At 33.7% G+C, this 25560-nt stretch carries 27 protein-coding genes and 3 pseudogenes; 5 read left to right on the plus strand and 25 right to left on the minus strand.

Features of this window, described 5'->3' with window-relative positions:
• Positions 1–35: 35 nt before the first annotated feature.
• The 7 genes from CP370_RS03795 to CP370_RS03825 all read right to left on the minus strand — a co-directional run bounded on the left by CP370_RS03795 (position 36) and on the right by CP370_RS03825 (position 5188).
• The gene (locus tag CP370_RS03795; protein WP_012846711.1) at positions 36–962 is read right to left on the minus strand and encodes an FAD:protein FMN transferase; all 927 of its coding nucleotides are present in this window, start codon (positions 960–962) and stop codon (positions 36–38) included.
• Positions 959–1762, minus strand: a complete 804-nt coding sequence (locus CP370_RS03800) for a tyrosine-protein phosphatase (protein WP_087284161.1) — start codon at positions 1760–1762, stop codon at positions 959–961. The genes CP370_RS03795 and CP370_RS03800 overlap by 4 nt, the downstream gene beginning before the upstream one ends.
• Positions 1763–1772: 10 nt before the next feature.
• Entirely contained in the window at positions 1773–2810 is a 1038-nt protein-coding gene (locus tag CP370_RS03805) for a MupG family TIM beta-alpha barrel fold protein (RefSeq protein WP_087284157.1), read from the minus strand.
• A 130-nt stretch (positions 2811–2940) separates the two neighbouring features.
• The gene (gene nfr2 / locus CP370_RS03810; protein ID WP_004896517.1) at positions 2941–3495 is read right to left on the minus strand and encodes an NADH-dependent flavin reductase subunit 2; all 555 of its coding nucleotides are present in this window, start codon (positions 3493–3495) and stop codon (positions 2941–2943) included.
• 12 nt (positions 3496–3507) lie between these two features.
• A complete protein-coding gene (gene nfr1 / locus CP370_RS03815; protein WP_087712605.1) occupies positions 3508–4044 on the minus strand; it encodes an NADH-dependent flavin reductase subunit 1 in 537 nt (178 codons plus the stop codon).
• 133 nt (positions 4045–4177) lie between these two features.
• Complete coding sequence (locus CP370_RS03820; RefSeq protein ID WP_012846716.1) at positions 4178–4801, minus strand: TetR/AcrR family transcriptional regulator; 624 nt, start codon at positions 4799–4801, stop codon at positions 4178–4180.
• 144 nt (positions 4802–4945) lie between these two features.
• Positions 4946–5188 (minus strand): hypothetical protein, encoded by a 243-nt coding sequence (locus CP370_RS03825; protein WP_012846717.1) that lies wholly within the window; start codon positions 5186–5188, stop codon positions 4946–4948.
• Positions 5189–5265: 77 nt separating this feature from the next.
• Here CP370_RS03825 and CP370_RS03830 point away from each other — a divergent pair, with 77 nt between their 5' ends.
• Positions 5266–6678: a C69 family dipeptidase gene (locus tag CP370_RS03830; RefSeq protein WP_087712604.1), complete on the plus strand. Its 1413-nt coding sequence runs from the start codon at positions 5266–5268 to the stop codon at positions 6676–6678.
• A gap of 61 nt (positions 6679–6739) precedes the next feature.
• Here the strand turns inward: CP370_RS03830 and CP370_RS03835 are convergent.
• The 7 genes and pseudogenes from CP370_RS03835 to CP370_RS03865 all read right to left on the minus strand — a co-directional run.
• Positions 6740–7215: pseudogene (locus CP370_RS03835) on the minus strand (family 1 glycosylhydrolase); the annotation flags it as partial.
• 54 nt (positions 7216–7269) lie between these two features.
• Positions 7270–7521, minus strand: a pseudogene (locus CP370_RS03840) (CAT RNA binding domain-containing protein); the annotation flags it as partial.
• A 139-nt stretch (positions 7522–7660) separates the two neighbouring features.
• On the minus strand, positions 7661–8341 hold the full coding sequence (locus CP370_RS03845; RefSeq protein ID WP_087712603.1) for an ABC transporter ATP-binding protein: 681 nt from the start codon (positions 8339–8341) through the stop codon (positions 7661–7663).
• Between the two features lie 14 nt (positions 8342–8355).
• Complete coding sequence (locus CP370_RS03850; RefSeq protein WP_012846724.1) at positions 8356–9408, minus strand: ABC transporter permease; 1053 nt, start codon at positions 9406–9408, stop codon at positions 8356–8358.
• A 6-nt stretch (positions 9409–9414) separates the two neighbouring features.
• The gene (locus CP370_RS03855; RefSeq protein WP_087712602.1) at positions 9415–9936 is read right to left on the minus strand and encodes a TetR/AcrR family transcriptional regulator; all 522 of its coding nucleotides are present in this window, start codon (positions 9934–9936) and stop codon (positions 9415–9417) included.
• A gap of 131 nt (positions 9937–10067) precedes the next feature.
• The gene (locus CP370_RS03860; RefSeq protein ID WP_012846726.1) at positions 10068–10667 is read right to left on the minus strand and encodes a histidine phosphatase family protein; all 600 of its coding nucleotides are present in this window, start codon (positions 10665–10667) and stop codon (positions 10068–10070) included.
• 6 nt (positions 10668–10673) lie between these two features.
• On the minus strand, positions 10674–11300 hold the full coding sequence (locus tag CP370_RS03865) for a histidine phosphatase family protein (RefSeq protein ID WP_012846727.1): 627 nt from the start codon (positions 11298–11300) through the stop codon (positions 10674–10676).
• Between the two features lie 120 nt (positions 11301–11420).
• Between CP370_RS03865 and CP370_RS03870 the strand changes: the two are divergent.
• Positions 11421–12170: pseudogene (locus tag CP370_RS03870) on the plus strand (alpha/beta hydrolase).
• Positions 12171–12211: 41 nt separating this feature from the next.
• Here the strand turns inward: CP370_RS03870 and yaaA are convergent.
• Positions 12212–12970 carry a peroxide stress protein YaaA gene (gene yaaA / locus CP370_RS03875; RefSeq protein WP_087712601.1) on the minus strand — a complete coding sequence of 253 codons (759 nt, stop codon included), beginning with the start codon at positions 12968–12970 and terminating at the stop codon, positions 12212–12214.
• Positions 12960–13319, minus strand: coding sequence for a hypothetical protein (locus tag CP370_RS03880; protein WP_087712600.1), 360 nt, complete (start codon positions 13317–13319; stop codon positions 12960–12962). Before CP370_RS03880 ends, yaaA begins: the two co-directional genes overlap by 11 nt.
• A gap of 115 nt (positions 13320–13434) precedes the next feature.
• Here CP370_RS03880 and CP370_RS03885 point away from each other — a divergent pair, with 115 nt between their 5' ends.
• Positions 13435–14124: a hypothetical protein gene (locus tag CP370_RS03885; protein ID WP_087712599.1), complete on the plus strand. Its 690-nt coding sequence runs from the start codon at positions 13435–13437 to the stop codon at positions 14122–14124.
• 67 nt (positions 14125–14191) lie between these two features.
• On the opposite strand, the gene CP370_RS03890 is transcribed toward CP370_RS03885, so the two are convergent.
• From CP370_RS03890 to CP370_RS03920, 7 genes are all read right to left on the minus strand, one after another.
• Positions 14192–15091, minus strand: coding sequence for a PEP phosphonomutase (locus CP370_RS03890; protein ID WP_087712598.1), 900 nt, complete (start codon positions 15089–15091; stop codon positions 14192–14194).
• A gap of 114 nt (positions 15092–15205) precedes the next feature.
• Positions 15206–16984, minus strand: a complete 1779-nt coding sequence (locus tag CP370_RS03895) for a glycerophosphodiester phosphodiesterase (protein WP_232457419.1) — start codon at positions 16982–16984, stop codon at positions 15206–15208.
• Positions 16985–17065: 81 nt separating this feature from the next.
• Entirely contained in the window at positions 17066–17827 is a 762-nt protein-coding gene (locus tag CP370_RS03900) for a serine hydrolase (protein ID WP_087712597.1), read from the minus strand.
• A 202-nt stretch (positions 17828–18029) separates the two neighbouring features.
• Complete coding sequence (locus CP370_RS03905; RefSeq protein WP_012846736.1) at positions 18030–18881, minus strand: MurR/RpiR family transcriptional regulator; 852 nt, start codon at positions 18879–18881, stop codon at positions 18030–18032.
• Between the two features lie 48 nt (positions 18882–18929).
• Complete coding sequence (locus CP370_RS03910) at positions 18930–19706, minus strand: DUF4931 domain-containing protein (RefSeq protein WP_012846737.1); 777 nt, start codon at positions 19704–19706, stop codon at positions 18930–18932.
• Positions 19707–19856: 150 nt separating this feature from the next.
• Complete coding sequence (locus CP370_RS03915; protein ID WP_087712596.1) at positions 19857–20279, minus strand: type I 3-dehydroquinate dehydratase; 423 nt, start codon at positions 20277–20279, stop codon at positions 19857–19859.
• 60 nt (positions 20280–20339) lie between these two features.
• Positions 20340–21197: a cytochrome C5 gene (locus CP370_RS03920; RefSeq protein WP_087713441.1), complete on the minus strand. Its 858-nt coding sequence runs from the start codon at positions 21195–21197 to the stop codon at positions 20340–20342.
• A gap of 176 nt (positions 21198–21373) precedes the next feature.
• On the opposite strand from CP370_RS03920, the gene CP370_RS03925 reads away from it, so the two are divergent.
• Both CP370_RS03925 and CP370_RS03930 read left to right on the plus strand, forming a co-directional pair.
• Entirely contained in the window at positions 21374–22588 is a 1215-nt protein-coding gene (locus CP370_RS03925) for an MFS transporter (RefSeq protein WP_087712595.1), read from the plus strand.
• Between the two features lie 22 nt (positions 22589–22610).
• Positions 22611–23294: a gamma-glutamyl-gamma-aminobutyrate hydrolase family protein gene (locus CP370_RS03930; RefSeq protein WP_012846741.1), complete on the plus strand. Its 684-nt coding sequence runs from the start codon at positions 22611–22613 to the stop codon at positions 23292–23294.
• A gap of 41 nt (positions 23295–23335) precedes the next feature.
• On the opposite strand, the gene CP370_RS03935 is transcribed toward CP370_RS03930, so the two are convergent.
• Positions 23336–24946 carry an ABC transporter ATP-binding protein gene (locus CP370_RS03935; RefSeq protein WP_087712594.1) on the minus strand — a complete coding sequence of 537 codons (1611 nt, stop codon included), beginning with the start codon at positions 24944–24946 and terminating at the stop codon, positions 23336–23338.
• A gap of 19 nt (positions 24947–24965) precedes the next feature.
• Positions 24966–25472, minus strand: a complete 507-nt coding sequence (locus tag CP370_RS03940) for an O-acetyl-ADP-ribose deacetylase (RefSeq protein ID WP_087712593.1) — start codon at positions 25470–25472, stop codon at positions 24966–24968.
• Positions 25473–25560 lie beyond the last annotated feature (88 nt).

The following is a 25560-nucleotide window of genomic DNA, read 5'->3' on the forward strand; positions in this document are numbered from 1 at the left end:
CAAAAATAGGATTCGGAATTACCGAATCCTATTTTTTATACACCAATTCTTTCCATTGAATCATCGTCATATACAAAGATTGCACCATAGCGACCTGCTTTATCATTTTTCCAGCCCGGAATAGGACCACCAGCAAAAAATAGTCGCTTACACTCAATTTCAGCTTGAACAGAATCACGAGTAAATAAGGTTACACCAGCCACATGAGTCTTAACGGGATATCCAGTCTTAGGATCAATAATATGGTGATATTTTTTCCCATTAATTTCTAAAAAGCGCTCATACGTCCCACTCGTTACAGCAGAACATTCATGAACAGTAGCGGTTGTTAAATTATTACCACGTTTCTTTTTCGGATCTTGCACGCCCAGAATCCATTCCCCACTTGCTCTTTTAGGAGAACTGTTTACAAATAAGACATTCCCACCTAGATTAATAATTCCAGCACGAACATCATAAGCACGCCATAAATCTCTAATTCTATCTGCTATATATCCTTTAGCAATTCCGCCTAGATCCAGCTCCATCCCTTTTTTAGTTAAAAAAACAGTCTGATTATCATCATCTAATCTAACATCTCCTGGATTCGTTAGACCCATCTTTTCTTTAATCTGTTCATCAGTTGGAACATGGGCTCCTTTAAAACCAATATGCCATAATTTTACAACTGGTCCAATCAGAGCATTAAAGCCAAAATTTTGTTTACTTTCATAAACAGCCAGCTTAATTAGATTATATGTACTTGCAGAAACTTGTACGGGATGAATACCAGCTGCATGATTAACGTCCATTACCTCAGAATGGTCTCGATTTACCGTTAATCGATCTTCATATCCGGCAATCAAATCAAAACTCTGATCCAAAATCTTTTTATTCTGGTCACCATAAACCTGTAGCGTAATAACAGTTCCTAATCCGCGACCAACTTTTGAAATTGGAGTTGAAGCATAATTTTCTATCATTTTGATGCCTTCTTTGGCTCTAAGTATAATTCTCTCAAACTTTGAATCATCTCATCATCAACTTTAAGAACATTTTTAATGTAACTATCTATTCCATCATACTTTTCATCAATTAATAAGAGAGCTGTATCCAAATATTCGTTTGCGACACTTGCTAAACTTCTAACGTTAGCACGCAAAATTACACTTCCCCCTTCATCGATTATCTTTTGGTTCATCTTAACCTGATAATTTCCTAGCATTAAGTTAGAAAATAGATAATCTTGTCTGATAGTTTCCATATCAACGCCCAAAATATATAGGATCAGAACTGTAGCCAATCCTGTACGATCTTTTCCTTCAGAGCAATGAAAAATAATAGCTCCATCTTTAGTATTAGCAAAGATGTTAAGTAAACTATTAAAGGCTTTTTGAGAATATTCCTTACTAACAGAAGAATGGTATTGGTGACACATCGTCTTAAAACCAGCATATTGATCTTTAGTATAGGTCTTTTTTAATTGCAATATCTTTTGATCTGTTTCTGCACTTTGATTTCCATGAATTGGATTATCAATATGTTCAACTCCTGCTGGCACAACATCAGGAGCTAATTCAATTTCTTTAGGTGAGCGTAAATCAACAATTTTAGTTAAGCCATAATTAAGTAAAAAAGTTTCATCTTCTTTAGTCATTTGGCATAACTTTCCTGTTCTTAAAAGTCGATGCATCTTAATTTTTCGACCATCAAAACCTACATAACCGCCCAAATCACGTGCATTTGGCACATGTTGCAGTGGTAAAATGTTTGGCCTAATCATTTTGTAATCCCTACTTTTCTAAATTTTTAAAAATAACTTTTTGTCCTGGCTCGATATGAGGAAGCAAGCTACACTCTTCATCGCAGACTCTTCCAAGAATCCTTCCATCTTTATTAACAGGTAAATTTCTCTTAGCAATATGAATTTCGTTACTATTTAAGCCATTGCTATTGATACTAATTGTTCCCACAGGTCGATCCAAAGGTAAATCCTGCGCTTCAAATTTTGGAAGTTCGCCTTCACTACGAAGTCTAACGATATCTTGAGCAAGATACAAATAATTATGCCATTGATTTTCATTGAGAAAAGTATTTTTTTCATCTACATGAAGCGTGATTGCATGATCCTTCGTATAGCGCGCAAAAGACTTAATCGTTTCACTAGTTAGACGATCGCCAACAATGACGTTATTGCATGCCAAATCTTTTAAGTTGAGAGCTGCTGCTAATGGATATACGCCTCTTTGTGACTCAAGAGTAGTTTCTCCAGCAAAAAATGGTCCTCTTTTAACTCCATCTCCAGATATAAAAGCTGCTGTTTCTAAATTACAATTGTGAAGCCATTGATTTTTTTCTTCAAACCACTTTTCATCCATTCCTGTTTCTGGCTGGGAATAAAAATCAAATAGAGCTCTAATATGATCAAAGTTAGCCGCCTCTTCTTTTAAATGAGTAATATCTTCTGGTTGTAAGTAAATTGCATTTAAAGATACCCACATAGTTTTAGACAATTTTGATACAAAGCGCATTAATACTTGATCGTTAATTCTTAACCCAGTAACATTAAGCTTCTTTATTTCTTCTGCATCCGCTAAATCATAGCCTAAATAATGTAAATCATCTTGTGAAACATCTGCCATGACCTTTAATTCTAAATCCTTACACCAGCTAGTTAACTGATCTAATCTTTTTAGTACTATGTCTGCTTCATCTTTTAAGCCGGTTAATGAAGTAAAGACTTCCTTAAAACCTGCATTCCTCATTCCAAGCAAATAATTATGATCATCTGCAGTCAAATCTTTATCTAAGTAAACTGAAAAACCGAGCATATAAATCTCTCTTTTCTAAGCTTTGTGAAAATGCTTTCTTTCATTAAAATAATAAACTTTAATGACAAAAAAAGCTAGATAGAAAATTCTACCTAGTTTCTTTTGTACTATAGGAAAATAAGGTTTTAACTTATTTTTGAGCTTGTTCAACAAATTTAACAAAATTATTAAATGCTAAATCAATAGCATGAATAGTCTCTTGGTCTAATAAGTCTCCAGTATTCTTGTCAAACTTATCTGCAGCATGACCAATTAAAACTTCATTTCCTGGCAAAACATTTGCACTTTGATCAGGAGAAAGCAAAATCTCACGCATTTCTTCTTGCGCTCTTGAAGCTCCCTGAATTCCGTAAGATGTACCTAAAACCATTACTGGTTTCATCTTCATTACATCTGCATTTCCTTGAGCATGGCTTCCCGTCCACTCCATTGCACTCTTCAATGCAGAAGGAATACCATGGTCATATTCTGGAGTAGCAAAAATCACACCATCTGCTTCACGGATCTTATTTTTAAATTCTTCAACTTTACTATCTGGTTGTGCTTCTTTTTTAAAACGAGGTAAATCAGCAATTTCATATACTTCAATTTCAGCCTGATCTTTATACCGCTTAGCCATAAATTGATCTAAAAAACGATTATATGAAAAATCTGCATTCGTACCAACAATTGCTAGTAATTTCATGGGTCGTTCCTCCTACTTACTTACTTCAGCATAAAAACTATCAAATTCATCAAAGAAATGATCTAAAAACTTAACAGTTCCAGCTGGTAAGTTTCCGTTTTCGTCAAATTGTTCTGGAGCTGTTCCCATCATAAATTCATCACCATTAAAGACTTTGGCACCAAAACCAGGAGAGGAAAGCACCAGCTTTAAATGACTTTGGCCACGAGCTGATCCTTGTGGTAAAACTGAAGTACCCACAATAACTACCGGCTTATCTTTAAAAGGGTGTTCAGCTGATGAAAGCCATTCTAGTGCACTCTTTAAGGATGAAGGAACTGAGTGTTGTTGTTCTGGCGTAGAGATTAACACTGCATCTGCATCAGCTACCTTTTTAGCAAAGCTAGCTACTGCAGCAGGTTCTTCAACTCCTTCTTTAAACATTGGAAGATCTTTAACCTCTCCCAATTCAATATCATATCTATCAGTAAAATGCTTTTTAATAAAATTTAGTAGATCGCGATTATAAGAATGATTGGCGTTGCTACCTACAATGGCAAAGAGTTTCATTTCTACGTCACCTTTCTTTTAATTATCTTTCTATTAAATTATACTTTTTAATCTCACTATTTTAAAAGGCATATTTTAATTTTAATAAAAAAGCACCACTTTCAGTGAATGTGGTGCTTGATTATTTTTAAAACTAACCTAGACGTTCTTCAAGAGAAGCGTCACTGTCGGCAGCAAATAGTGGATTTTCTTCAACATTAGTAAGACGGTCATTTAACATTGCTTCATGAATTTGTGCCTTTAAAACACTAATCATTTGAGCTTGTGTAAAGTTTGCCATCTTATTAATGAGAAGAGTTGCTAAACCTGTAGCAGCAATCCAGTTAGAAATCACAATATGATTGAGTCTTTCTTCAGAAAATTGTTCTGCGTCAAATTGTTGCTTGAATTTTTCAAGTCCAAGTCCCATTAAAGTATCAACAATCATTTGATTTCCAAATTTACCGTCTACAAACATTGCTCTAAACAAATCAACATGTTCTTTAGCAAAGTACAAGTATGAAAGATCTAAATCGATCAAAGGTTCACCTGTAAAGTTCTGTTGAAGAGTGTTAGACTTCAATTCATCAGAAATTTTTGCTAAAACTTGATTACGTAAATCTTGCATGTTTTCAAATTCAAGATAAATTGGTTGAGTTGAGCAGTTAACTGCTTTAGCAACATTTCTTGCAGTTAAACTTTCAATTCCACCACGAACTGCTAATTTATAAGCAGCATCCAGGATTCTTTGCTTATCTATTTCCTTTTTTCTAGCCACTTTAATTACCTCACTTAATTCATATTCATCAACATCAACACATCGAGATTATCTAAAAATAGCAGAATTGCCTAACATCTGTTATTTTCTCCGTGATTATAGTATAACAAAAATATGAAAATGTGGAGAATTTTACATCAAATTCTATAATCTTTTAAACAAACTTGAATCATCATCTCCAGTAAATTGATCATAATGGGAATTAATCATTTCAATAACTTGTTGTTTATCTAGTCCTTCATTTGCAGCAAATGCTAAAAATGCAGCTGAAAGAATGTATCCTTTTTCACGATTATCAACTAAATTATCAGAAAATTCCATATTAATGGTATTATTTTTGTAATCAGTTGTAAGAATAATTTTTTTATCTTCTGGTAAGTCTGCCATTTCAATGCCCTCACTTATTTTTAAGTTTTATACGTTACAATATAGATTATATTATATCAATAGAAAGTGTGAAACCTATGACTTCTCCCGTTGGACGTTCATCTTGTACATCTATTTTAATCGGTAAAAACGCTACTGTAGATGGTAGTGTTATTATCGGCCGAAATGAAGATGCTAAGACTGCTTGGCCTAAGCATCTTGCTTTTAATTCACATCAAACAATTAAAAATAGCATTTTTAAGTCAAAAGACAATAAGTTTCAGATGGAATTACCTAACAAACGTTTTTCTTACTCTTCTACTCCTGAATGGACAGATAAATATGGAGTATTTGAAGAAGATGGAATCAATGAATATCACGTTGCAATGAGCGCTACTGAAAGTGCCTATGCTAATGATCGTGTAATGGCTATGGATCCTTTTGACGAAGAAAAAGGTATCTTAGAAGAAGCAATGGTAACAGTTGTTTTACCATATATTAAATCTGCTCGAGAAGGTGTAGAACGTTTAGGTAAGATCGTTCAAAAGCACGGTGCAGCAGAAGCGGATGGGATTTTATTCGCAGATAGAGATGAAGCTTGGTATATGGAAATTGGTTCGGGCCACCATTATGTTGCTCAACGCATCCCTGACGATTCATACGCAGTAGTTGCTAATCAACTAGCTATTCAAATCATTGATTTTAATGATAAAGACAATTTTATAACTTCTCCTGGAATTCAAGAATTTGTTTACCAAAATAATCTTTGGCCAAAAAATAAACCATTTAATTTCAGATTAATTTTTGGTACACATGATGATTCGGATTTAACTTATAATACTCCACGTGTTTGGAGTGGCCAAAAGCTTCTAACGCCTTCCGTAAATCAAGATCCAGAAAGTTTTGATTTACCATTTATTAGAAAGCCTGATCATCCTGTATCTATTCAAGACGCTCAACGCGTTTTAAGCGATCACTTTAATGGGACACAGTATGATCTAACTAATTCTAAAAACGAAGGTCAACCTGCCTATCGTCCAATTGCTGTAGCTACTACTCAAGAATCTCACCTCCTGCAACTTAGAGAAGAAGATATGACTCATTGGCTAGCAATGGGAATTGCCGCACAAAGTGTTTACATTCCTTTTTACCCGCAAGGAACTAAAGTACCAACTATGTTCAAATATGGTAAAGAAGAATTTTCAACTAATTCTGCTTACTGGGTATTTAAAATGGCTAGCGTTTTAGTAGACCGAAATTGGAATAAATATGCAACTAATTTAGTTAATACACAGAAAGCAACGAATCTATCTTTGAATAAACTACGAGTTGAATATGATAAGAAATTGGCTCAAGAAAAAGATAAGGATAAAAAAGTAGAGCTCGTAAACGAAGCTAATAAGAAATTAGCTAATGTTGCTATTAAGAATTATCAAAAATTGAATGCCAAATTGATTACTGCTCAGACCGCAGATTCACCACTTCGGTTTAAGATTGATCCTAATTTGTAGAATTGAAGCATTACTAAATGAAAAGAATTCAAGTACCTGCTACAGGCACCTGAATTCTTTTTTATTTGTCTAAAAAATCTTTGGGAATTTTATTTTTAAAAGATAAAAGTTTCTGATACCAAAAATATGAATCTTTCAAGTATCGTTTATAAGTTCCATCTCCAAAATCATCTAAATCAACATACATTAAACCGTATTGCTTAGAAATTTGTGTTGTCGTAAATAATCAATTCTATAATCATCGTGAATTTTTCCACTTGTAGTCAGACTATCCTTAGCACCTAATCCATTTTCAACAATAAATAGTGGCTTTTGATATCTATCGTATAAATTAATTAATATAGTTCTTAGACCAATAGGATCAATTTGCCATCCCCAATCGCTGGTAGGTAAATATTTGTTATAAACCCCTTCCATACGATTTGCTTTTGTTACTTTTAATCCTTTTGTATCAAAAGCAGTGCAAACAGAAGAGTAATATGAAAATGCAATAAAATCTGCTGTATTTTCACTAATTAAGTCTAAGTCTTCCTTTGTAGCTAAGTGATCTGTCAAAGTAATATATACACTATCAGCTAATTCGATATTTTATTCAAATTTCAATCTATCAACAATTTTTTGTGCAATTTGAAAGAAAATAGGATCTGTTTCATGAATTGTTTCTAATAGCAGTTTTCTTTGATTGTCAGACAAGGGTGTGAAAATTTTATATATTTTTTGTTTATCAAACTCATCCCCCACTTTTTTTCCATAAGCAATTCCTTTACCAAGTGCAATTATCTCCTCATGATCTTGGTTTTCACTAATAACAGCACTATTATTTAAAACTCTTATTATTTTCATCGTGCCTCCTTAAACATACAAAAAAGCCCACTTATCCCTTCTTAAACTAGAGACAAGTGGGGTTTGTGCAAAATATTGTTACAATCTCACTTTATTCACTTTTCAAATATATGATATCGCTTTCTTTATTATTCAATACTTAATTATCTTTTTTCAAGCTCAAATGTCCATCTAACATTTCATAAATCTTATCCGAATACTTATTAAGCCTTAAGTCATGAGTAACTAAAATAATTGCTTTTTCTTTTTGCTTAGCTAAAGACTTAAATAGTTTCCCTACTTCTTCAACTTTTTCACTGTCTAAGGAAGCAGTGGGCTCATCTGCCAAAATAATTGCTGGATCCGCATATAAAGCTCTTGCAATGGCAACTCTTTGCTGCTGACCACCTGACAATTCCTTAGGATATTTATTTACCAGTTGAGAAATTCCTAATTCATCTAGCAATCCATCAAGCGCTTCTTTACTTAGATTGCCGCTCTTTTTAACCTTATCTACTAAGATAAATTGTTCCCTAACAGTCAAATAAGGAACTAAATTATAAGCCTGTAAGACAAAGCCGATTTTATCTAGACGTAGTGCATCAGCTTGTTTAGGAGAATAGTTAGTTACGTTATCTCCTCCAATAAATACTTCACCAGAAGTAGGCTTTTGCAAAGCACCGGCGATAGTTAAAAATGTACTCTTACCAGCACCAGAAGGACCTTCTATTAGAACTACCTCTCCTTTTTGAGCTTCAAAGTCAACATCTTTAAGGGCATCAACTTTGGCACTTCCTTGGCCATATGATTTGCTTACATTTTTTAATTCAATTACTGACATATAAATTTCCTCCCTTACACAGCCTTTGAAGGGTCAACTTTAAGAATTGAACGAATTGGAATTAATCCACCGATTGCTCCCATTAAAATCATCCCTACAAATGTTGAAATCATGATCCATGGGGCAAAATCAATCGGTACAGTAGCTGGCATTATGCTAACAGTAAGCAACATCAAAAGATATGCTAAGACCGTACCTAAAATTACTAAAATTAATGATTGACTAATAGTAGCACCAATTAAAGTCTTGCTTGGGATACCTTGTGCTCTTAAAACAGCATAATTTGGCATTTTTTGGATAGTTAAAATGTATAAAAATACTGCAATCACAATTAACGAAATTACAAATAGAAAACCAATCATTAATTCAAAAGTTGAATTTTGAGCTGTATAACCTGGTAATTTATTAATGAAAGTCTGCTTATCATAAGATTTAACATTCTTAGCTTTAAAATCTAAGTTATTCTTAGAGATAATTCCAGAAGCTTCAACATTCGGAGCCATTAGTCTTAACTTCTTCCACGTTTCCATCGTACCATAAGCAATTGGCGCAATATTAATCTTGGCATTTTTTAAGAAACCAACAATTTTATACTTTTGATCGCTACCATTTAGGGTTACTTTATCTCCTAAGCGGTAACCTCTATTCCAAAGAATTTGATCAACAGCTATTTCATCATTATGCTTTGCTTTACGACCAGAAACTACCTCCAGATCTTTATAGATATATTCATCTTTATTTAACCCAATAAATTGAGCTGAAACTGTTTGATTTTTCTTTTCTTTCATTACAATCGGAACTATCCCGATGTAGCTATCATTCTTTGTCTTTTTAAAATCTTTTAGATTTTCCTTCGTTAACAGAGATTGACTCAAACTTACATTCGAATTATCATTCAAAACAACCGATTGAGTTTGCCAGCTATTAACTGCTTGTGTATTTTCTGAAGCTAGACCTACTGCCAATGATGACAGCATAAAAATTAAATATGCAATTAAAAAAATCATCAATGTAATTAATCCGTAACGCAGCTTCTCGTATTTTATTTCTTTTAGAGCTAAAAACATTTTTGTCTACTTCCTTTGTAATAAACATAAACTTTCATGGTATCTTTTTAGAATTTTTTCTTTATTCTTTTTATCAAATAGGGCTAAATCTATTGCTTCATGAGTTAAAACCATAGCAGCCCAAACTTGAGAGCCGAGATTAAGAAAAGCTTCCTTCTGCCTTTTATCATCTCCAATAAAAGCTTGATTCTGACTAAGATGTAGTTTGATTAGATCAAAATAGATACTATTCTCAGTCTGATTAATAAAATCAACTGTCATCTTATAAAAAGCTTCAGGGTCAAAATCTCTCAACCTTGTTGGAAGTCCCATATGGACATCTTTCATTGCAAGATCATAGAGATAAGTATATGAATCTTTCAAGTCACCAAAATACTTATAAAATGCTCCTCTAGCAATCCCTGCATCCTTTACAATGCGTGCTACTTGCGCTTTAGCTAAGGGATAAGTACTAAATTCTTTTAAAAGCGCTCCTACAATCTTTTGCTTCTTTTCATCTGAAAGATTTATAAAAGTTTCACTAACCATATCTTCCCCTCCTGTGACACCATGTCACTTTCGATACGCCTTAAGTCTATCCTCAAAGTGACATCGTGTCAATACTTAGAAATAAAAAAAGCTTAATTTCGATAAGATATCAAAAACAAGCCTTAAAATTATTATGCTAAGACGCGGTTATAGTAAACCAAAGTTCCATATTCTTTATTAATGTCTAATTCAGCTAGACCGCAATTCTGCATTTGGTCAAAATACTTAATATCGCCATTAGTTAAAAAATGAGCACAAATCATTCGACTTACTACACCATGACAAACTACCAAAACTGTATCATTAGCATGTTCTTTATATAAATCGTCAAAAAATGCAGCAATTCTTTTTCTAAAATCTTCACGCTTTTCTACATCTGAAGCATACTTATAAATATTATCGTTAATTAGTCCTTTGCTATTAAAAGCATCTGGATGCTTTTTACGATATTCCAAAGAAGATTTTCCATCCCAAGAACCATAATTTAGTTCTTCAATTCGCTTATCGGTTGTTATTGGGGTCTTATCTCCCACAAAAATTCTTGCAGTTTGTTGCGCTCTCTTTAACGGGCTTGCATATACTGCATCAAATTGACTAGGATCAAAATTCTTAGCAGCTTTTTCTGCATAAGCGCGCCCTTCTTTACTTAAATCAGAATCAACATTTGATCCTTGAATCATTCCTTGCTTATTTAATTCAGTAGTTCCATGACGTAAAATTACTACTCGCATAACATATTACCTCTTAAGTCCGTAATACAAGGGTTCCGTTCGATTAAAGGTCATTAATCTTGGTCGCTCAATATCATTTTTTTCAAAATGAAGCTCAGTAAAACTAACATTTCTTACTGTCATTACATCTTCAATTTTTAGTTTAAACCACCGAGCTATTAAACTCCTAATCACAAATCCGTGACAAACAATCATAATTGTCTTGTCATTAGCATCGGGTTGAATCTCAGATAAAAATTCTTCAACTCGATCTGCTACTTGACTAAAAGTTTCACCATTTTCAGCGTATTCTGCATATTTACTATTAATAGTTCCTAAATCATCGAAGGCATCAGGATATTTTATCTTCAGCTCTTCGGCATGTTGGCCGTCCCAAGAGCCAAAATTCATTTCTCTAAGTCGATCATCAGTAATAATCTCTTTTTGAAAATCAGTTAAAATTTGTGCTGTTCTTTTAGCTCTAATTAATGGGCTTGCATATACTCGATCAAGTTTACTATTGTCAATTAACTTACTTACTTCTTCTACTTGTTTAACACCTGCTTGGCTTAAGTTAGGGTTACTAGTACCGCCGGAGATCACATCTGAAGTATTATGTTCACTAACCCCATGTCTTACTAATAACAAATCCATTTCATCACAATCCTTTATATTTTATCCAAGAAAATATTATACTAAAAATTTATTAAGCTACTAAATTATCTCACATGTCAGACTATAATAAAGTTAGGCAAAAAGAAAGTAGGCATTAATATGGCAACAATTACACTTGAGCGTGATGGATTACAATTAGTTGGAACTCGGGAAGAACCTTTCGGAGAAATATATGATATGGCAATTATTTTTCATGGTTTTACCGCTAACCGTAATACTTCTTTGCTAAAAGAAATTACTAACAGTCTTCGGGATGAAAATATTGCTAGTGTTCGCTTTGATTTTAATGGCCATGGTATTCAGATGGTAAGTTTAAAAATATGACTGTTTTAAATGAAATTGAAGACGCAAATGCCATTTTAAATTACGTTAAAACAGATCCGCATGTACGTAATATTTATCTAGTCGGTCATTCTCAAGGTGGTGTTGTTGCTTCAATGTTAGCCGGGCTTTATCCTGATCTGATAAAAAAGGTAGTATTGCTAGCACCAGCTACCACTTTAAAAAGTGATGCTCTTGAAGGTAATACACAAGGAGTTACCTATAATCCAGACCATATCCCAGACCGCCTCCCTTTTAAAGATTTAACCCTAGGTGGATTTTACTTACGCATTGCTCAACAATTGCCTATTTATGATAGTATCTGCTCAATTTACTAAACCTGTATGCTTAATCCACGGTACAGATGATACCGTTGTTTCCCCTAATGCCTCAAAGAAATACGATCAAATTTATCAAAACAGCACTTTACACTTAATCGAAGGTGCAAACCATTGTTTTAGTGATAACTATCAAAAAAATGCTGTTAATTTAACAGCGGATTTTTTACAGAATAATAATGCGTTTTAATTTATATAGAAAAAGAGAAATCATCTGATTTCTCTTTTTTTCTATAATTTTTTAAATATATAATTTTCCTTTGAGGAATCTGCTGCTGAAAAAACATAACCAAAATCAGAAAATTCTTTTAAATCTTCCGGTCTATTAATTCCTTCTTTGGCCGCAAAGCGAACCATCTCTCCTCGCGCCATCTTAGCATGTGTAGCACTTTGTCTCCACTTTCCGTTTTTATTTTCCAAAAACTTAATTGTAATCATTTTTTGACTATCCTTTAAATATGGAGAAATCAAACGAGAATATTCTAAAGACGCTAAGTTAATAACTGTATCTGTATCGGCAAAAAGCTCTTGATACGGAAGATCTTTCCAAAAGTTATAGAGACTGTAGTATTTAAAGCCAGTCATTTGAGTTTTTAATTCCAAACGATAGGGAATTATACCATCAAAAGGTCTCAAAATACCGTAAAAGCCTGACAAAATACGCAAATGATCTTGAAGATAGTCTAATCCTTCTTGCGGTAAAACATCCCCAGATAAATACTGATATTGAATTCCTGAAAAAGCTAAAAGTGCTGGGGTTAAGTTAGAATCAAGTTCACTTGTTACAAGATTATTTTGATTTGTACGAACAATATTATCATTCGCCTTCCATAGCTCCTGTAACTGGTTAAAACTTCTTGCTTTTAAAAAGTCTAATAGCTCCTGAGTCTTATCTAAAAAAGCAGGCTCTGATTTAACCAAAAAAGTATCTTGATCAACTCTCATCTTTTTAGCTGGAGCAATAATTATCTTCATATTATTATCTGACATTGGCAACCACGATAAATAAAGCAATCAAGCTAATAACTGCCAAAACAGCAGAAGCAATTAGCTCTATCTTTCTTTTTTTCTTATCCTGCAAGCTAGCGGTAATATATCTGGCACTAGCAGCCACACTAATAAACAAGAACATAATAAATAGCCATAAAAATAGGCCAATAATATTAGGGAGTGCCCAGTAAATTTGTAAAGAAACTAGCACTGCTAAGACAAGTGTACTGATAATTAAGCCACGGAGAAAATTAACATTTTCATGTTTATGATAATGAAGTACAGTTTGGTAACCAAAATAAACAATGAAACCAATGGTAATATATAAAATAATATTAAAAATAATCATTTCTTTGTCCCTTCTATAGTCCTTCCTAATTATACGTGAAACCATTTTGCTTTGCTTAAAATTTCTTTTCCACTTATAATCAATCTTGAATATGACATAGAAAGCGAATAGTAAAATGAGTGAAAAAGAAGATTTAAATATTGGACTTGTATTGCAGTATCAAGTTGCTCCAAAATGTGTAATTGATGCCGATGCTCTTGTACGTCATGCACGAGACTGCGGCTTTAGAGGCGTAAGTATCAAAGATGCTAATGATGCACAAATGGCAGACATACAAGCAGCTTGTCAAAAATATGCAATTAAATTTTGTCAAAAAAGACCTGCAGAAAAACTAATTTCTCCTGATGTTCTAGCAAAATTAATCGCTGCTCGATTAGACAATATGAATATCTATTTTGAAGTTGAATTAAACGCAGATGGATCAATTAAAGCCGAATCATATCCTGCAATGGAAACTTTGCGTAATTGGATTAGTCGCTTTGGACATGCTTACTACGAAAGTCGGGCTGACCATGAAATAAAGGCAGATGAAGACAATGTTCATGTCTTTTATAATGCCATTGCTAAATATCAACGCTACGTTTTCATCCATATTCCACTTGAAGAAAGTATCGAATTAAAGCATGTTCCTCACGTTGAAGAGGCAGCTTGGATTGACACTAGAAATGAAGTGGAGTTCGAACAAGATGGAGACCATTTACGTATTAAACTTAACCGCCAAGAAGACGGTGAAGAATTTTCTGTCTACGGTCTACGTCTACAGCTCCACCGCCTAGAAGATGATTTAGGTAAAACTGAATATTAAAAACAAAGAAGATATCAAAGTAACTTTTGCTAAGATATCTTCTTTTTATATATTATTTATTATCTTTTTACCGATTAATTGAACGTGCCATCCGAGAAATCGTATGATTCATCCCACGAATTGTCTTACTTAATTCGAAAATAGTATTCGTTGGTGGCACTACTCCCCAACCTGCATCTCCAATATGTTGGATATCAACACCGCAAATTTTATTTTGTAAGGCAATATCATGAACTGTTTGAGCTCCAGAACTTTCTTGACTAGTTCCAATCGTGCTCATTACTAGTCCACCATGTTTATGAACGATTTTTACTATCTTAATTAATTCTTCACTAGTAAAACCTGGAACTGTTCCAACAGCAGGAACCAAAATAACGTCTGCACCTGCATCTAAAAACTCTTTAACTGATTCTTCACTAGCTACTGGTTCATCCACACCAGCTCCATGCATTTTTCCAGCAATAATTAAACCTGAAAAATTTTTCTTAGCTGTTTTTACAGCTTTAGCGATCATTCTATTAGTTACACCAGTCCCAGGATTTCCAGTAAAACAAACGAAATTAAAACCTAATTTTTCAGCAGCTTTCATTGATTTAACGCTTGCAGTTCTACCAGAAGAAATCTGCAATTTAGTTGATTCCATCTCTGCTTTCTCATCAACTGGCTCCAAATTTACTCCAATTGGGCGTCCAGTTAATTTTTGAAGTTTTTTAACTGTATTTTCTGGTTTATCCACTTCCAAGCCACTTACTTTAGGATTTAAGGTATCAAATAAATTCAATAAAATTAAATCTGCTCCAAAAGCGGCCGCAATTTCTGAAGTAGTTAGATTATCAATTGCTGGCTCGGTAACCACGTTTTCACTTAAAACAGTTCTACCTTCACTAGCCTTGATACTTTGTTTCAATTGAGTACCATTCATTTTTAAAATTTCGCTAGCATTTGCACTAATTATTCTCGTAACCATATTTTTAATCCTTTCTACTTTCTTCAACAATTTGCCGTTTATTTAGAGCAGCTGAAAATAAAAGTTTTTTAAATTGGTATATACCTATAGTAGCATAAAATGCTTTACTCTTAATTATTTATTATCATCAGGCAATATTAAAATAAAGTTTAATAGCTTATTAGCATAACTACGATTATCTTCAAAATCTTTAACTGTCTCATTTAATTCAGCCAGTCGATCGGTGATAATTCCATTGGCATTGTCATACATCATCTTCATCATCATTTGTGGACTATTAACTGTCCAAGCATATACCAGCTTATTCTGAAGTTGAGCCTGCCATATAAAATCATTGTTTAGCGTAGAATATTCCATTGAATACCCATCTGCAACACTTTGAGGATAAGTAAAATTATAGGGCTGGATATACAAGACAAATAACTTAGGGTTAATTTGATGTAATCCATCAATAACACGATAATCTAATGACTGAACTTGATATTTACGCTTAATAATTAGCTTGCCATATTTTTGATTAAAATTCTGGAGCATTTTTGGAGAATCATTGGGCGTTGTCTTAACTTCGATTAATAATTTTTGATTTAATTTCTTAGCAGCTTTCAGGTATTGATCAAAACTGGCGATTTTAGCTTGGTGCCCATCTTCATGAAGCGTAATTCTGGTCAACTGCTTTAAAGTTAAATCTTTTGGAGTTTTATTAATGCCAGCTAACTCTTTCAAATTTTCGTCATGCATAACTACAAACTGATTATCTTTTGTTTCATGCAAATCTATTTCCACATAATCTGGATGAAGTTTTGCCGTCTTTTCTAGAGCTGGGATAGTATTTTGAACTCCATTTTTATCACTTACCCCTCTGTGTGAAATAGTGACTGGGCGCTGCATATCCGCTCCCTTTAAATACAAGGCACTATTGATTCCTGCAGCCAATACAAAAATGATTATTAAGCAGGAATCTACTATTTTAACTGTCTTTTTACTTTTTACTTTTTTCTGATCTTCCCACTTAAAACTATTTAACGGTGTGACGACAATTAAGATAGAAATAACACTAATCCAAATTGCAATTAACTCACTGAATATCTGAACCAGTAACAAATTAAAACTAGCAAAACTAAAGCTAAGCTTTTCTGGCAAATGATCTAATCCCAATTGACAGAAATAAATTATTAAATTGCAGCTAACTAAAATTACGCTAACACAAATTCCTGCAACTAATAAGCTACTTAAGAGGGTCCACCAATTTTTGTGGCTAGTTAATTTCCAGCTTTCTTTCATCGCAATCCATGTCTTTTTTTCTTGATAAATCATAAAGGGAAGCGTCAGAATCAATCTGATACCAAAAATAAAAGCTAGCAAATAAAAAATTATCAATCCACTAATCAGCCAAATGTTTCTAGTCATAAAATCCAAAATAAATTCTGGAATTTGAACTTTGGCTAATAGCGGCGTTCGATAAACCATATCTGCAAAAGGTACAATTAATAAAAAATATAAGCCTAGTAATAAGATGGAACCTACTCGAACAGAACGATATGTCTGCCATAATTCTTTAAATAGTAATTTAAGTGAAAATTGATTCTGAGAAATTTCTCTAATTCCCAATAATATTAAGGCAAATACACCATAAATTACTAAAAGCAGGATAACTAATTCCAAGATTAGTAGGAGGGCAACTCCAGTATGCGTGGTAATAATGGTAACAATGTTTTGGTATGAAACAAACGGAATTGCACTAGCTTTTAAAATTCCAGTTGTTACATACCTGAATAACGGAATGATTAGCATCTGCGTAAAAATATCTATTCCGATAAACAAAGCGACATACTCTAGCCAATGTATTCTAAAATTTTTAGAATACATATCTATTTTTCGAAAAATATTTTTCAAAAATTATTCCTCCGCTCCCTATTTTCTACCCTTGCAATTTAGTTTATAAAAAATAGGAATCCTTATCTATTCTTCGGATTCCTATTTTTCAAAGTCAGCACTCTTCACATGTGAGAAAATCAACTTACTTAATTCTTGAAAGAATAATCTATCCTCTATATTTCTTCCCTCATAACTGCTCAAAACCGTGCAAAATACTGACGCTTTTTTCGTCATAAAAGCGCAAACCTCATGGCGTGCCTGACGATCTCGTCCCAGTTTATTGTAGGTAAGAAGATTGTCCCCATAAAAAGTTAAATCTGTTGGAATAGTATGATTGCTTAAGCCTTTACGCACTAAAGCACAAAAAAGATTTTGAGTAGTCATTAAATGTGTAATTAACTTATCAATACTAATAGCTGTACATTCGTTATCTTGACCGTTAGCCGAATAGCGCATTAACTCTCTTCCCAATCGGATGCCGGGATAATTCTGTTTTAACCACTCATCAATTTCATAAATATCAAATTTTTCAATTAATAGATTAGTAGCTACATTATCCAATAGTGCACTAGTTAAATAAACTAGGTCTCGAACGCTCCAATTAGTACGACGTAAATCACCAATAATACCAGCGCCACGCACACAAGAAAGATCAGTAACTTCCATTTTTTCATCCACAACTTCAGGGATCTTTTTCCACTGATCTTCAATATATGCAGCAATAGCTAAGTCAATCAAACTTCCTGCTGGAAAAATTTTCTCAGCTTGATGTTGATACATAATTTGATCGCCATGTTTAACAATTACACCTGCATCAATATCATACTTTTGGATAATTTCAGTAATTCCATCCTTTAACATAAAGCAATCGCCTTTCTTATTAGAATTAGACAAAACTTAACTTATGTTATCTTATATATTATGTCAGTATCTTTTATTATAAAGTTATTTTAAAACTTTTTGTTATCCTATATCAAGATAGCTTTTAATTTCAAAAGAAAAAGATGCTTAAGTGCATCTTTTCTGGTAGATTACAGCATTTATTTAATTTGTTATTAGAATACTACTCATCTAGTTGTTTTAATTGATTAGTTACTAGTTCTGTTTCTTTAAATTTTTCTTCCAATCGAGGCAAATCTTGATTAATCGTTGCTAAAAATAAAACACTTGAGACAAACACTTCAGAAAAAAGTGAATTTATCGCACCTACTCTAAGCAGCTTTTCATCGGTTGATACACCTAAAACCACATCACTGATTTCAACCAAGGGAGACTGATGAGAACGAGTGATAGCAATAATCGGAGTATGGTTCTTACGTGCTTGTTCAGCCAGTAATAGTATTTCTTGAGTCAGTCCACTATAAGAGAAAATGACCAAAACATCTGTCGAATGAGAATAACAAATCCGCTCTAATGCAATATGAATATCTTGATTAAAAATGACATTTTTATCACTACGAATAAATTTATAGTAAAGATCTTGAGCTGGTAAACTGGATGCACCAACACCAGCTAAATAGATTCGATCAGCATTTTTCAAAAAATTGATAGCTTGATTTAAGGCCATTCCGTCAATCAAATGAGCCGTCTTTTCAGTATTATGTTCAATACTTGACAGAAGTTTTTGTAAAACGATATGTGGATTATCATGATTATCCACAATCGGTTCAATTGTATTCTCATTTTCTTGTGGTGTATCTTGAGCAAGTTGAATTTGAAAATCCTTTAGGCCCTTAAACCCCAATTGTTGACAAAAACGAATCATCGAAGCAGCACTAGTTTTAGTAATTTTCCCCAAGCCTTGTGCATCTTCTTGTAAAAAAGTCTTTGGATGAGCCAATAAATAATCGGCAATCTTTTTAGATGCTCCCTTAAAATTAGGATAATTGTTTAAAACTCTAGTAGATAAATCCATAACGTACCTCTATTTCTATTCAACATTCTAAGGTACTGAAATATTATTTCAAGATTTTTGTACAAAATTTAATAATCTCTTCGCTTCTTTTCTCAAGGTATTATTATCATTACACTCAGATAATTTATATCCTACAAAATAAGGCGGCGCATAAAAACGTGGGATAATTTTACAACAGATTCCGCCTTTATTGGGATAGAAAAACAGGTTATATGAATCACATTTTCCCCCATACATCTCTTCTAAAGTATAACGGATAGCGTATTGAATCCAATCCGCCCAAAGATTTAAGCCGTTTTTATCTATTAAATTAACATTTAATTCCTGAAAGCCTTGAACTGGATGTGTCGCGAAATTAACTTCCATATTATTTGTCTTAAAAACAGTAATTCCAGTAAAATTATTTTCATGAATATATTTATAGCCATCTTCTTTATACAAACCAACAATTTGCATATGCGAATGAGACAGTGATCCATTAGACTTAGGTCCAAAATTTTTATACCAAAGGACTGATCTAAATTCTTTGTTTTGCCTCATCTTATCGAAACATTCAAGAGCAAACTTCATTAAGCGGTGATTATATTCTTGTGAATATGTAGCAACATCCCCATAATGTTCATCTGATTCAATTAATACCGTTTGTTTTGTATCTTTTAAAGTTGGAAAACGATTAGCCAGCCAGATCATTGGACCATTGGTTTGATAAATATCCCTTAAATTTTCCACATCACAAAAAGGACAGGTAATATCCTTACTACCATTAAAACTAGATGGTTTATCTTTAGCTATCGCAAATTCAAATATAAGTGGATCGTTATTCAAATCTATTCCTCATCTCTGAAAAAATATTTGCACTTCAGCTCACACTCTACTATAATAATCTATGAAGGCGATTGAAGCGCTTTCATATAACATTTTGTAGCTTTCCTTAACTTTACTCTTTCGGTCACTTTTCCGAAAGAGTTTTTTTATCTAAAAAAGTACCACTTGTATTTCCTTAGATTTCGCATCTTTAATTAACCCTTTTACTCTATCCGACACATGTTCTTGCTCGATATCAACGGCATATCCCAATTTAAAATCAATTACAATTTTTACTAGGTTTAAATATGCATCTTCACTATCTAATTCAGTTTTGCCGCCGAATTTTTGGCTACGAAATGTAATTAAAATAGGAATAGTCCCCATCACATTTTTCACTTTTCCTGCAACTTCAAGTAACCTATTCATTAAAACTACGTCTTTAAAATAATCAATTCTCCACTCCATCATCTCAGGCTGTAGTTTTTTTATTTCCTCTGCTTGCTCTAAAATATCTTTTTCACTTACACCAGTATTAATGGGCATTAAAATCATTTGCTTGTTAATTTCTACTTTTCTTTGATCAAAACTCATCTTTTTTCTCCAAATAAAAAATTGCTACCTAAATTATAGTAGCAATTTTATCTTCATTCATTAAAATTTATCTCGTTTAATGCTGCGAATAATAGCAATTACAAATACTAGAATACTACATCCCATGCCAAAATAGGCCATATAGCCAACACTAAACATTTGACCAACCTGTGCTGGATTAATTTGATGGTTAATGGCAAATTGATATGCCCATTGATGAATTAAGGTTGGTGTTAGAACAAATAACAATGTTGAAATACCAGATCCCACCAACATAGCACGACGTGAATACGGTTCTCTAAAGAATTGTGCCAAAACACAAATAGCAGGGGCTACCATTAAAAGGAAAGTCCAAATCATAATCCATCTACCTGCCGGATCATTCATAAATTGACCACTATTTGTCGCATAGCGGTAGGTTCCCCATAAACTCCCCCCTAATAAGCTATCAAGTAATCCAACTACATTTGCTCCTTGAGCCGCATAAACATTATTGGTGCTAGCAGCCGCACCTTGGAGCATTTTTAACATATCTTGTGAGCCAGTAGTTTGAAAATTAATAGTAACAACTTGTCGCATATAAGTGGACAAAAACATTATCATTGAAGCTCCTAACTGCAATGCTTTAAGTAAATGAAGTGTCTTATTTCCACCTAATTTAAATTCCAAACTAAGAGTTCTGTCAGGATTTTTACTTTTTACAATGATAAATGCTCCAGCAATTGCAGCAATTATTAAAATTACTAGACCAAGCCACCACTTGGTCATAATAAATAAAATTGCTAGCACAATTAAAGCTACTGAAATGTATGGCCGGTTTAAGAATAAGTCCCAAACGTTCACTTTACCATGGCTTGCTAGTCGCTTTCGATACTCTTCTCTAGTTAAAATTTTTTTCTTATCTTTAGAATCTTCCATCTTTTTCACTATTCTCTACCTTTACCTTATTGTGCTAATCAATATTAGCATGTTAGAAGACTATCCGCATTACTTTTTTAAGAAAATTAAATAAGTTAAAAATAATTACTTTTAAAACACTGTGCTAAAATAATCCTATTATAAATTAAAAAGTAATTTAGAATTGAGATGACTAGGTGAATAAATCACAAGCCAGCATTTTACCAAATGGTTGGCATAAAACTTTTTATACTTTGTGGCTCGGCTGCTTTATTACAGGATTAGGTTATTCAATGACAATGCCATTTATTTCTTTATTTATGGCTGAACTAGGTCATTATAATAAACTACAATTAAACCTTTACTCAGGGTTAGCATTTGCCATGACTTTTATTGCCCAGGCCATTATTTCCCCTTACTGGGGTAATTTAGCCGATCGTAAAGGTAGAAAATTAATGTGCATGCGTGCTGCTGGCGTTATGAGTTTAACCATCTTTATTACCGGCTTAGCTCAAAGTGCGCTTTTCATTATCTGTATGCGCTTCTTACAAGGCTTATTTTCAGGTTATATCAATAACGCAACGGCGCTCATGGCAGGTGAGACACCGCATCAGCGTAGTGGCTGGGTAATGAGTCAAATGATGACTGCAGGAACTGCGGGTAGCTTAGTGGGGCCTCTAATTGGTGGTGCTTTATCAAGCGCATTCGGTTATCGCATTCCCTTCTTTATTACTGGGGGACTAATGTTTCTAACTTTCTTAGGAACATGGTTATTAGTAAAAGAGGACTTCACACCAGTTTCCCGAGAAAATATGAAACCAATGGGACAAATACTGCAAAGCTTACCTAATGTTAAATTAATTATCATTATGTTTGTGACGACAATGATTGTTCAATCTTCAACTATGTCTATCGATCCCATTGTCTCTCTTTATGTTAAATCTTTAATGCCGCACAGTAATAATATTGCCCTAATCGCCGGGATTGTTGCGGCTACACCCGGTCTTGGTACCATGCTCTCTGCATCACATATTGGTCACTTAATGGATCGTGTTGGTGCTGAAAAAGTTTTGCGATGGGGATTATTAATTGCTACTATTTTATTTATTCCAATGACTTTTATTCCTAATGCCTGGTCATTAGCTTTCTGGCGTTTCTTATTAGGAATTATCAGTGCTGGCTTACTTCCAGCTGCTCAAACAATTCTTACTTTGAATGTTCCACCAGAAGCATTTGGTAGGGTCTTTTCTTACAATCAATCCTTCCAAGCAGTTGGGGCAGTCTTGGGGTCTTTACTAGGTTCAACTATTTCTGGTATGTTTACTTATGAATGGGTATTTGCAGCAACTGGGATTACCCTACTGATTAATTATTTAATCATGCAATTTTCTTCCCAATCTCGCAATGCCTAACTTGTTAAAGGAGTGTTTCTTTATGAAAACTATCGGTATTACTGCAGGTATTAAAAATAATGAGGTAATTGTTGATCGAAGTGTTGTTGACACTGTTGTAAAACTAGGATTTCTTCCTCTTGTCTTTGCTCCAGTAAGCTTAAAGACGATGCCAGTGCCTAGTGTCAATTTCGATGCTCTGATTCTTAGCGACGGTCCTGACATCACACCAATTTTTTATAATGAAGAGCCACTTCCTGAGCTTAGAGAAACTGATCCACATCGAGACCAATTTGAGCTAAACTTAATCAGAAATGCCCATGATTCCAATTTACCAATTTTAGGAATTGGCCGCGGAATGCAAATGTTAAATGTTGCTTTTAACGGTACACTTTTCCAAGATATTTATACTCAAAATTCTGGTGCAGGTGTTCAACATATTCAACCAAATGATCTCTCTTTAGAAAGTCACCACGTTAATGTAACTGATGAAAGTGAACTTGCTAAAGCTGTAGGAACTCATCCCTACGTTAATAGCCATCATCATCAAGCTATTAAGACGATTGCCAACAACTTTAATATTGTTGCTACTGCTCCTGATGGTATTATTGAAGCTATCGAATCAACTGATCAAACAATGTTGGGTATTCAATGGCGACCAGATAAGCTATTAAACGATCCGAAGCAAGAAAAAATCTTCACTAACTTTTTTGCAAAATTAAACTAAAGAAATAAGCTTGAGAGGTATAAAACCTCTCAAGCTTATTTTTAATTATTTTTGTTTTTACTTCCTTCACTCATGTCTAAGTGAACAATTTTATTAAACATCGCTTTTTCTTTTGGTGAAATTTTGTGAGCAACTTCAATTACTGCAACATCAGGATTTTTCAAAAGAGTTTCATGGATCGCTAGAGACAACTTCGGATCTAGAGCACTCGTAGCTTCATCAGCTAATAAAATTGGTCGTCCTGACAATAAGGCACGAGCAATTTCAATTCGTTGGATTTGTCCACCTGATAACCCATTGCCAGCTTCGCCAACTTTATGATCAAGTCCCTCTTTTTTGACTAATTCATCTAATCCTGCTAAATGAATAACCTGCTTTAATTTTTCGTCGCTAACCTTTCTACCTAAGGTAATATTGAACCGCAACGTATCATCGAACATAAAAGGTTTTTGATTAACATAAGAGAAATAATTATGAGCTTTTGCCCAGTCCCCAGTTACATTCTTTCCGTTAATCAAAATTTTACCCTTTACTGGCTTCTTTAAACCAAGCATTAGGCGCAACAAAGTAGTTTTGCCCCAACCACTTGGGGCCATGAGCAGAATCTTTTCTCCAAGTTTAACTTGTAAATTAACATCTGTAAAAATTGTATGCTTATCTGACTTAGTTTGATACGAAAGATTTTTTACATCTAGTCCTTCAAACTTCTTGGCTTTCTCTGAATTTTCTTTTATTTCATAATTAAGGGCTTTTTGTGTTTTCTTCCACATTGGAACGGTTGATTTAACTTGGTTAAATTCATTAAACAAGGTTACGACTGGCGTAATAAAGTTCATTGCCAAATCTACCATCATAAATAAGGTACCAACACTTAAGCTTCCCTGCATCATCATTATGCCACCAATCGTACATGGAATAATGAAACAGAATAATTCAGCAGCAGAATAAATTAATTCTAAGGCCCAAGCTTGAGTTAAGTTCATATTTCGCAGAGCATTTTCCATATTTTGAGCTGATTTTGTTGCTCTTACGACAATATTATCTCTAACATTATAGAGTTTAGCTGATTGAGCCCCATTTAATGAATCAGAAACATTCTGAGTATAATTAGCATTTGTTTTAGCCCAAATTTTAGATTTTTTGGTAATAATTCTACTAGTAAAGATTTGTACAACAGCTGGGGCCGCCATCGCAACTACGAAAATAATAGTCATTTGCCAGGAATTATATAAGGCAAAAGCTAATGATCCAATAAAAGTTAGACCTTGATAAATCATATCAAGTTGAGCTGTAATTCGATTTGTTTCAATTTGTTTCAAATCATTAGTCATAAGTGACAAACCATTTTTTATATCTGGTTCACCTTGGTCAACCAAATATTGTAAATTAGCCTGCTTGAAAACCATATTAACATCACGAATGATCCCCATTTTTACACGCTCATAGATGAAATTACTCATCATGAAGCATAGCTGCCCTAAAGCCGTTAAAGTTGCTAAACGCACCAAGTGCATTACATCATTTGAATGCGATGATGCCACATTCAGCATAATCTTGATCATATAAGCCACAAATAATATATTACAAGCCTTAATTGCAGCTAAGATAGCAAACCAAATCACCTGACTTCGTTTTGCATATTTTAAACTCATCTAAAACTCCTCACTTTAGTTAAGACGTTAATTTATTATATATGGCTTTATTTTCTGAATCAAATACGCAAAAGTAGACCTCAATATTAAATTTTTGTTGTTTAAGCCAGCTTCTTGTAGTTTCAACAGCTATTTTGGCAGCTTCTTCTTTTGGATAGCCATATACACCAGTTGAAATACAAGAAAAAGCAATGGAATGTAAATTATACTTTTTAGCCAGATTGAGACTATGGCGGTAACAATTTGCTAAAAGTTTTTCATCTTTTTGAGCAAAATTAGGATTATAAACTGGTCCTACAGTGTGAATAACATGTTTAGCTGGTAAATTGTAGCCTTTAGTTATCTTGGCTTCCCCAGTGTCGCATCCCTTGAGCGTTCGACACTCTGCTAGTAATTCTGGGCCAGCAGCCCGGTGAATAGCACCGTCTACCCCTCCGCCGCCTAAAAGGGTACGATTAGCGGCGTTAACAATTGCGTCGACTTTTAATTTGGTGATATCTGCTTGAATTACGTGAAGATTAGTCACAATTTTTGAACCTTTCTGTTAATTTAATTAATCGGCTGTATAATTTTTCCTGTTGATGAATATCTATGATATTCTATCGACAGGATTT

This window comes from Lactobacillus sp. UMNPBX19, from assembly GCF_002553805.1.
Lineage (GTDB): Bacteria > Bacillota > Bacilli > Lactobacillales > Lactobacillaceae > Lactobacillus.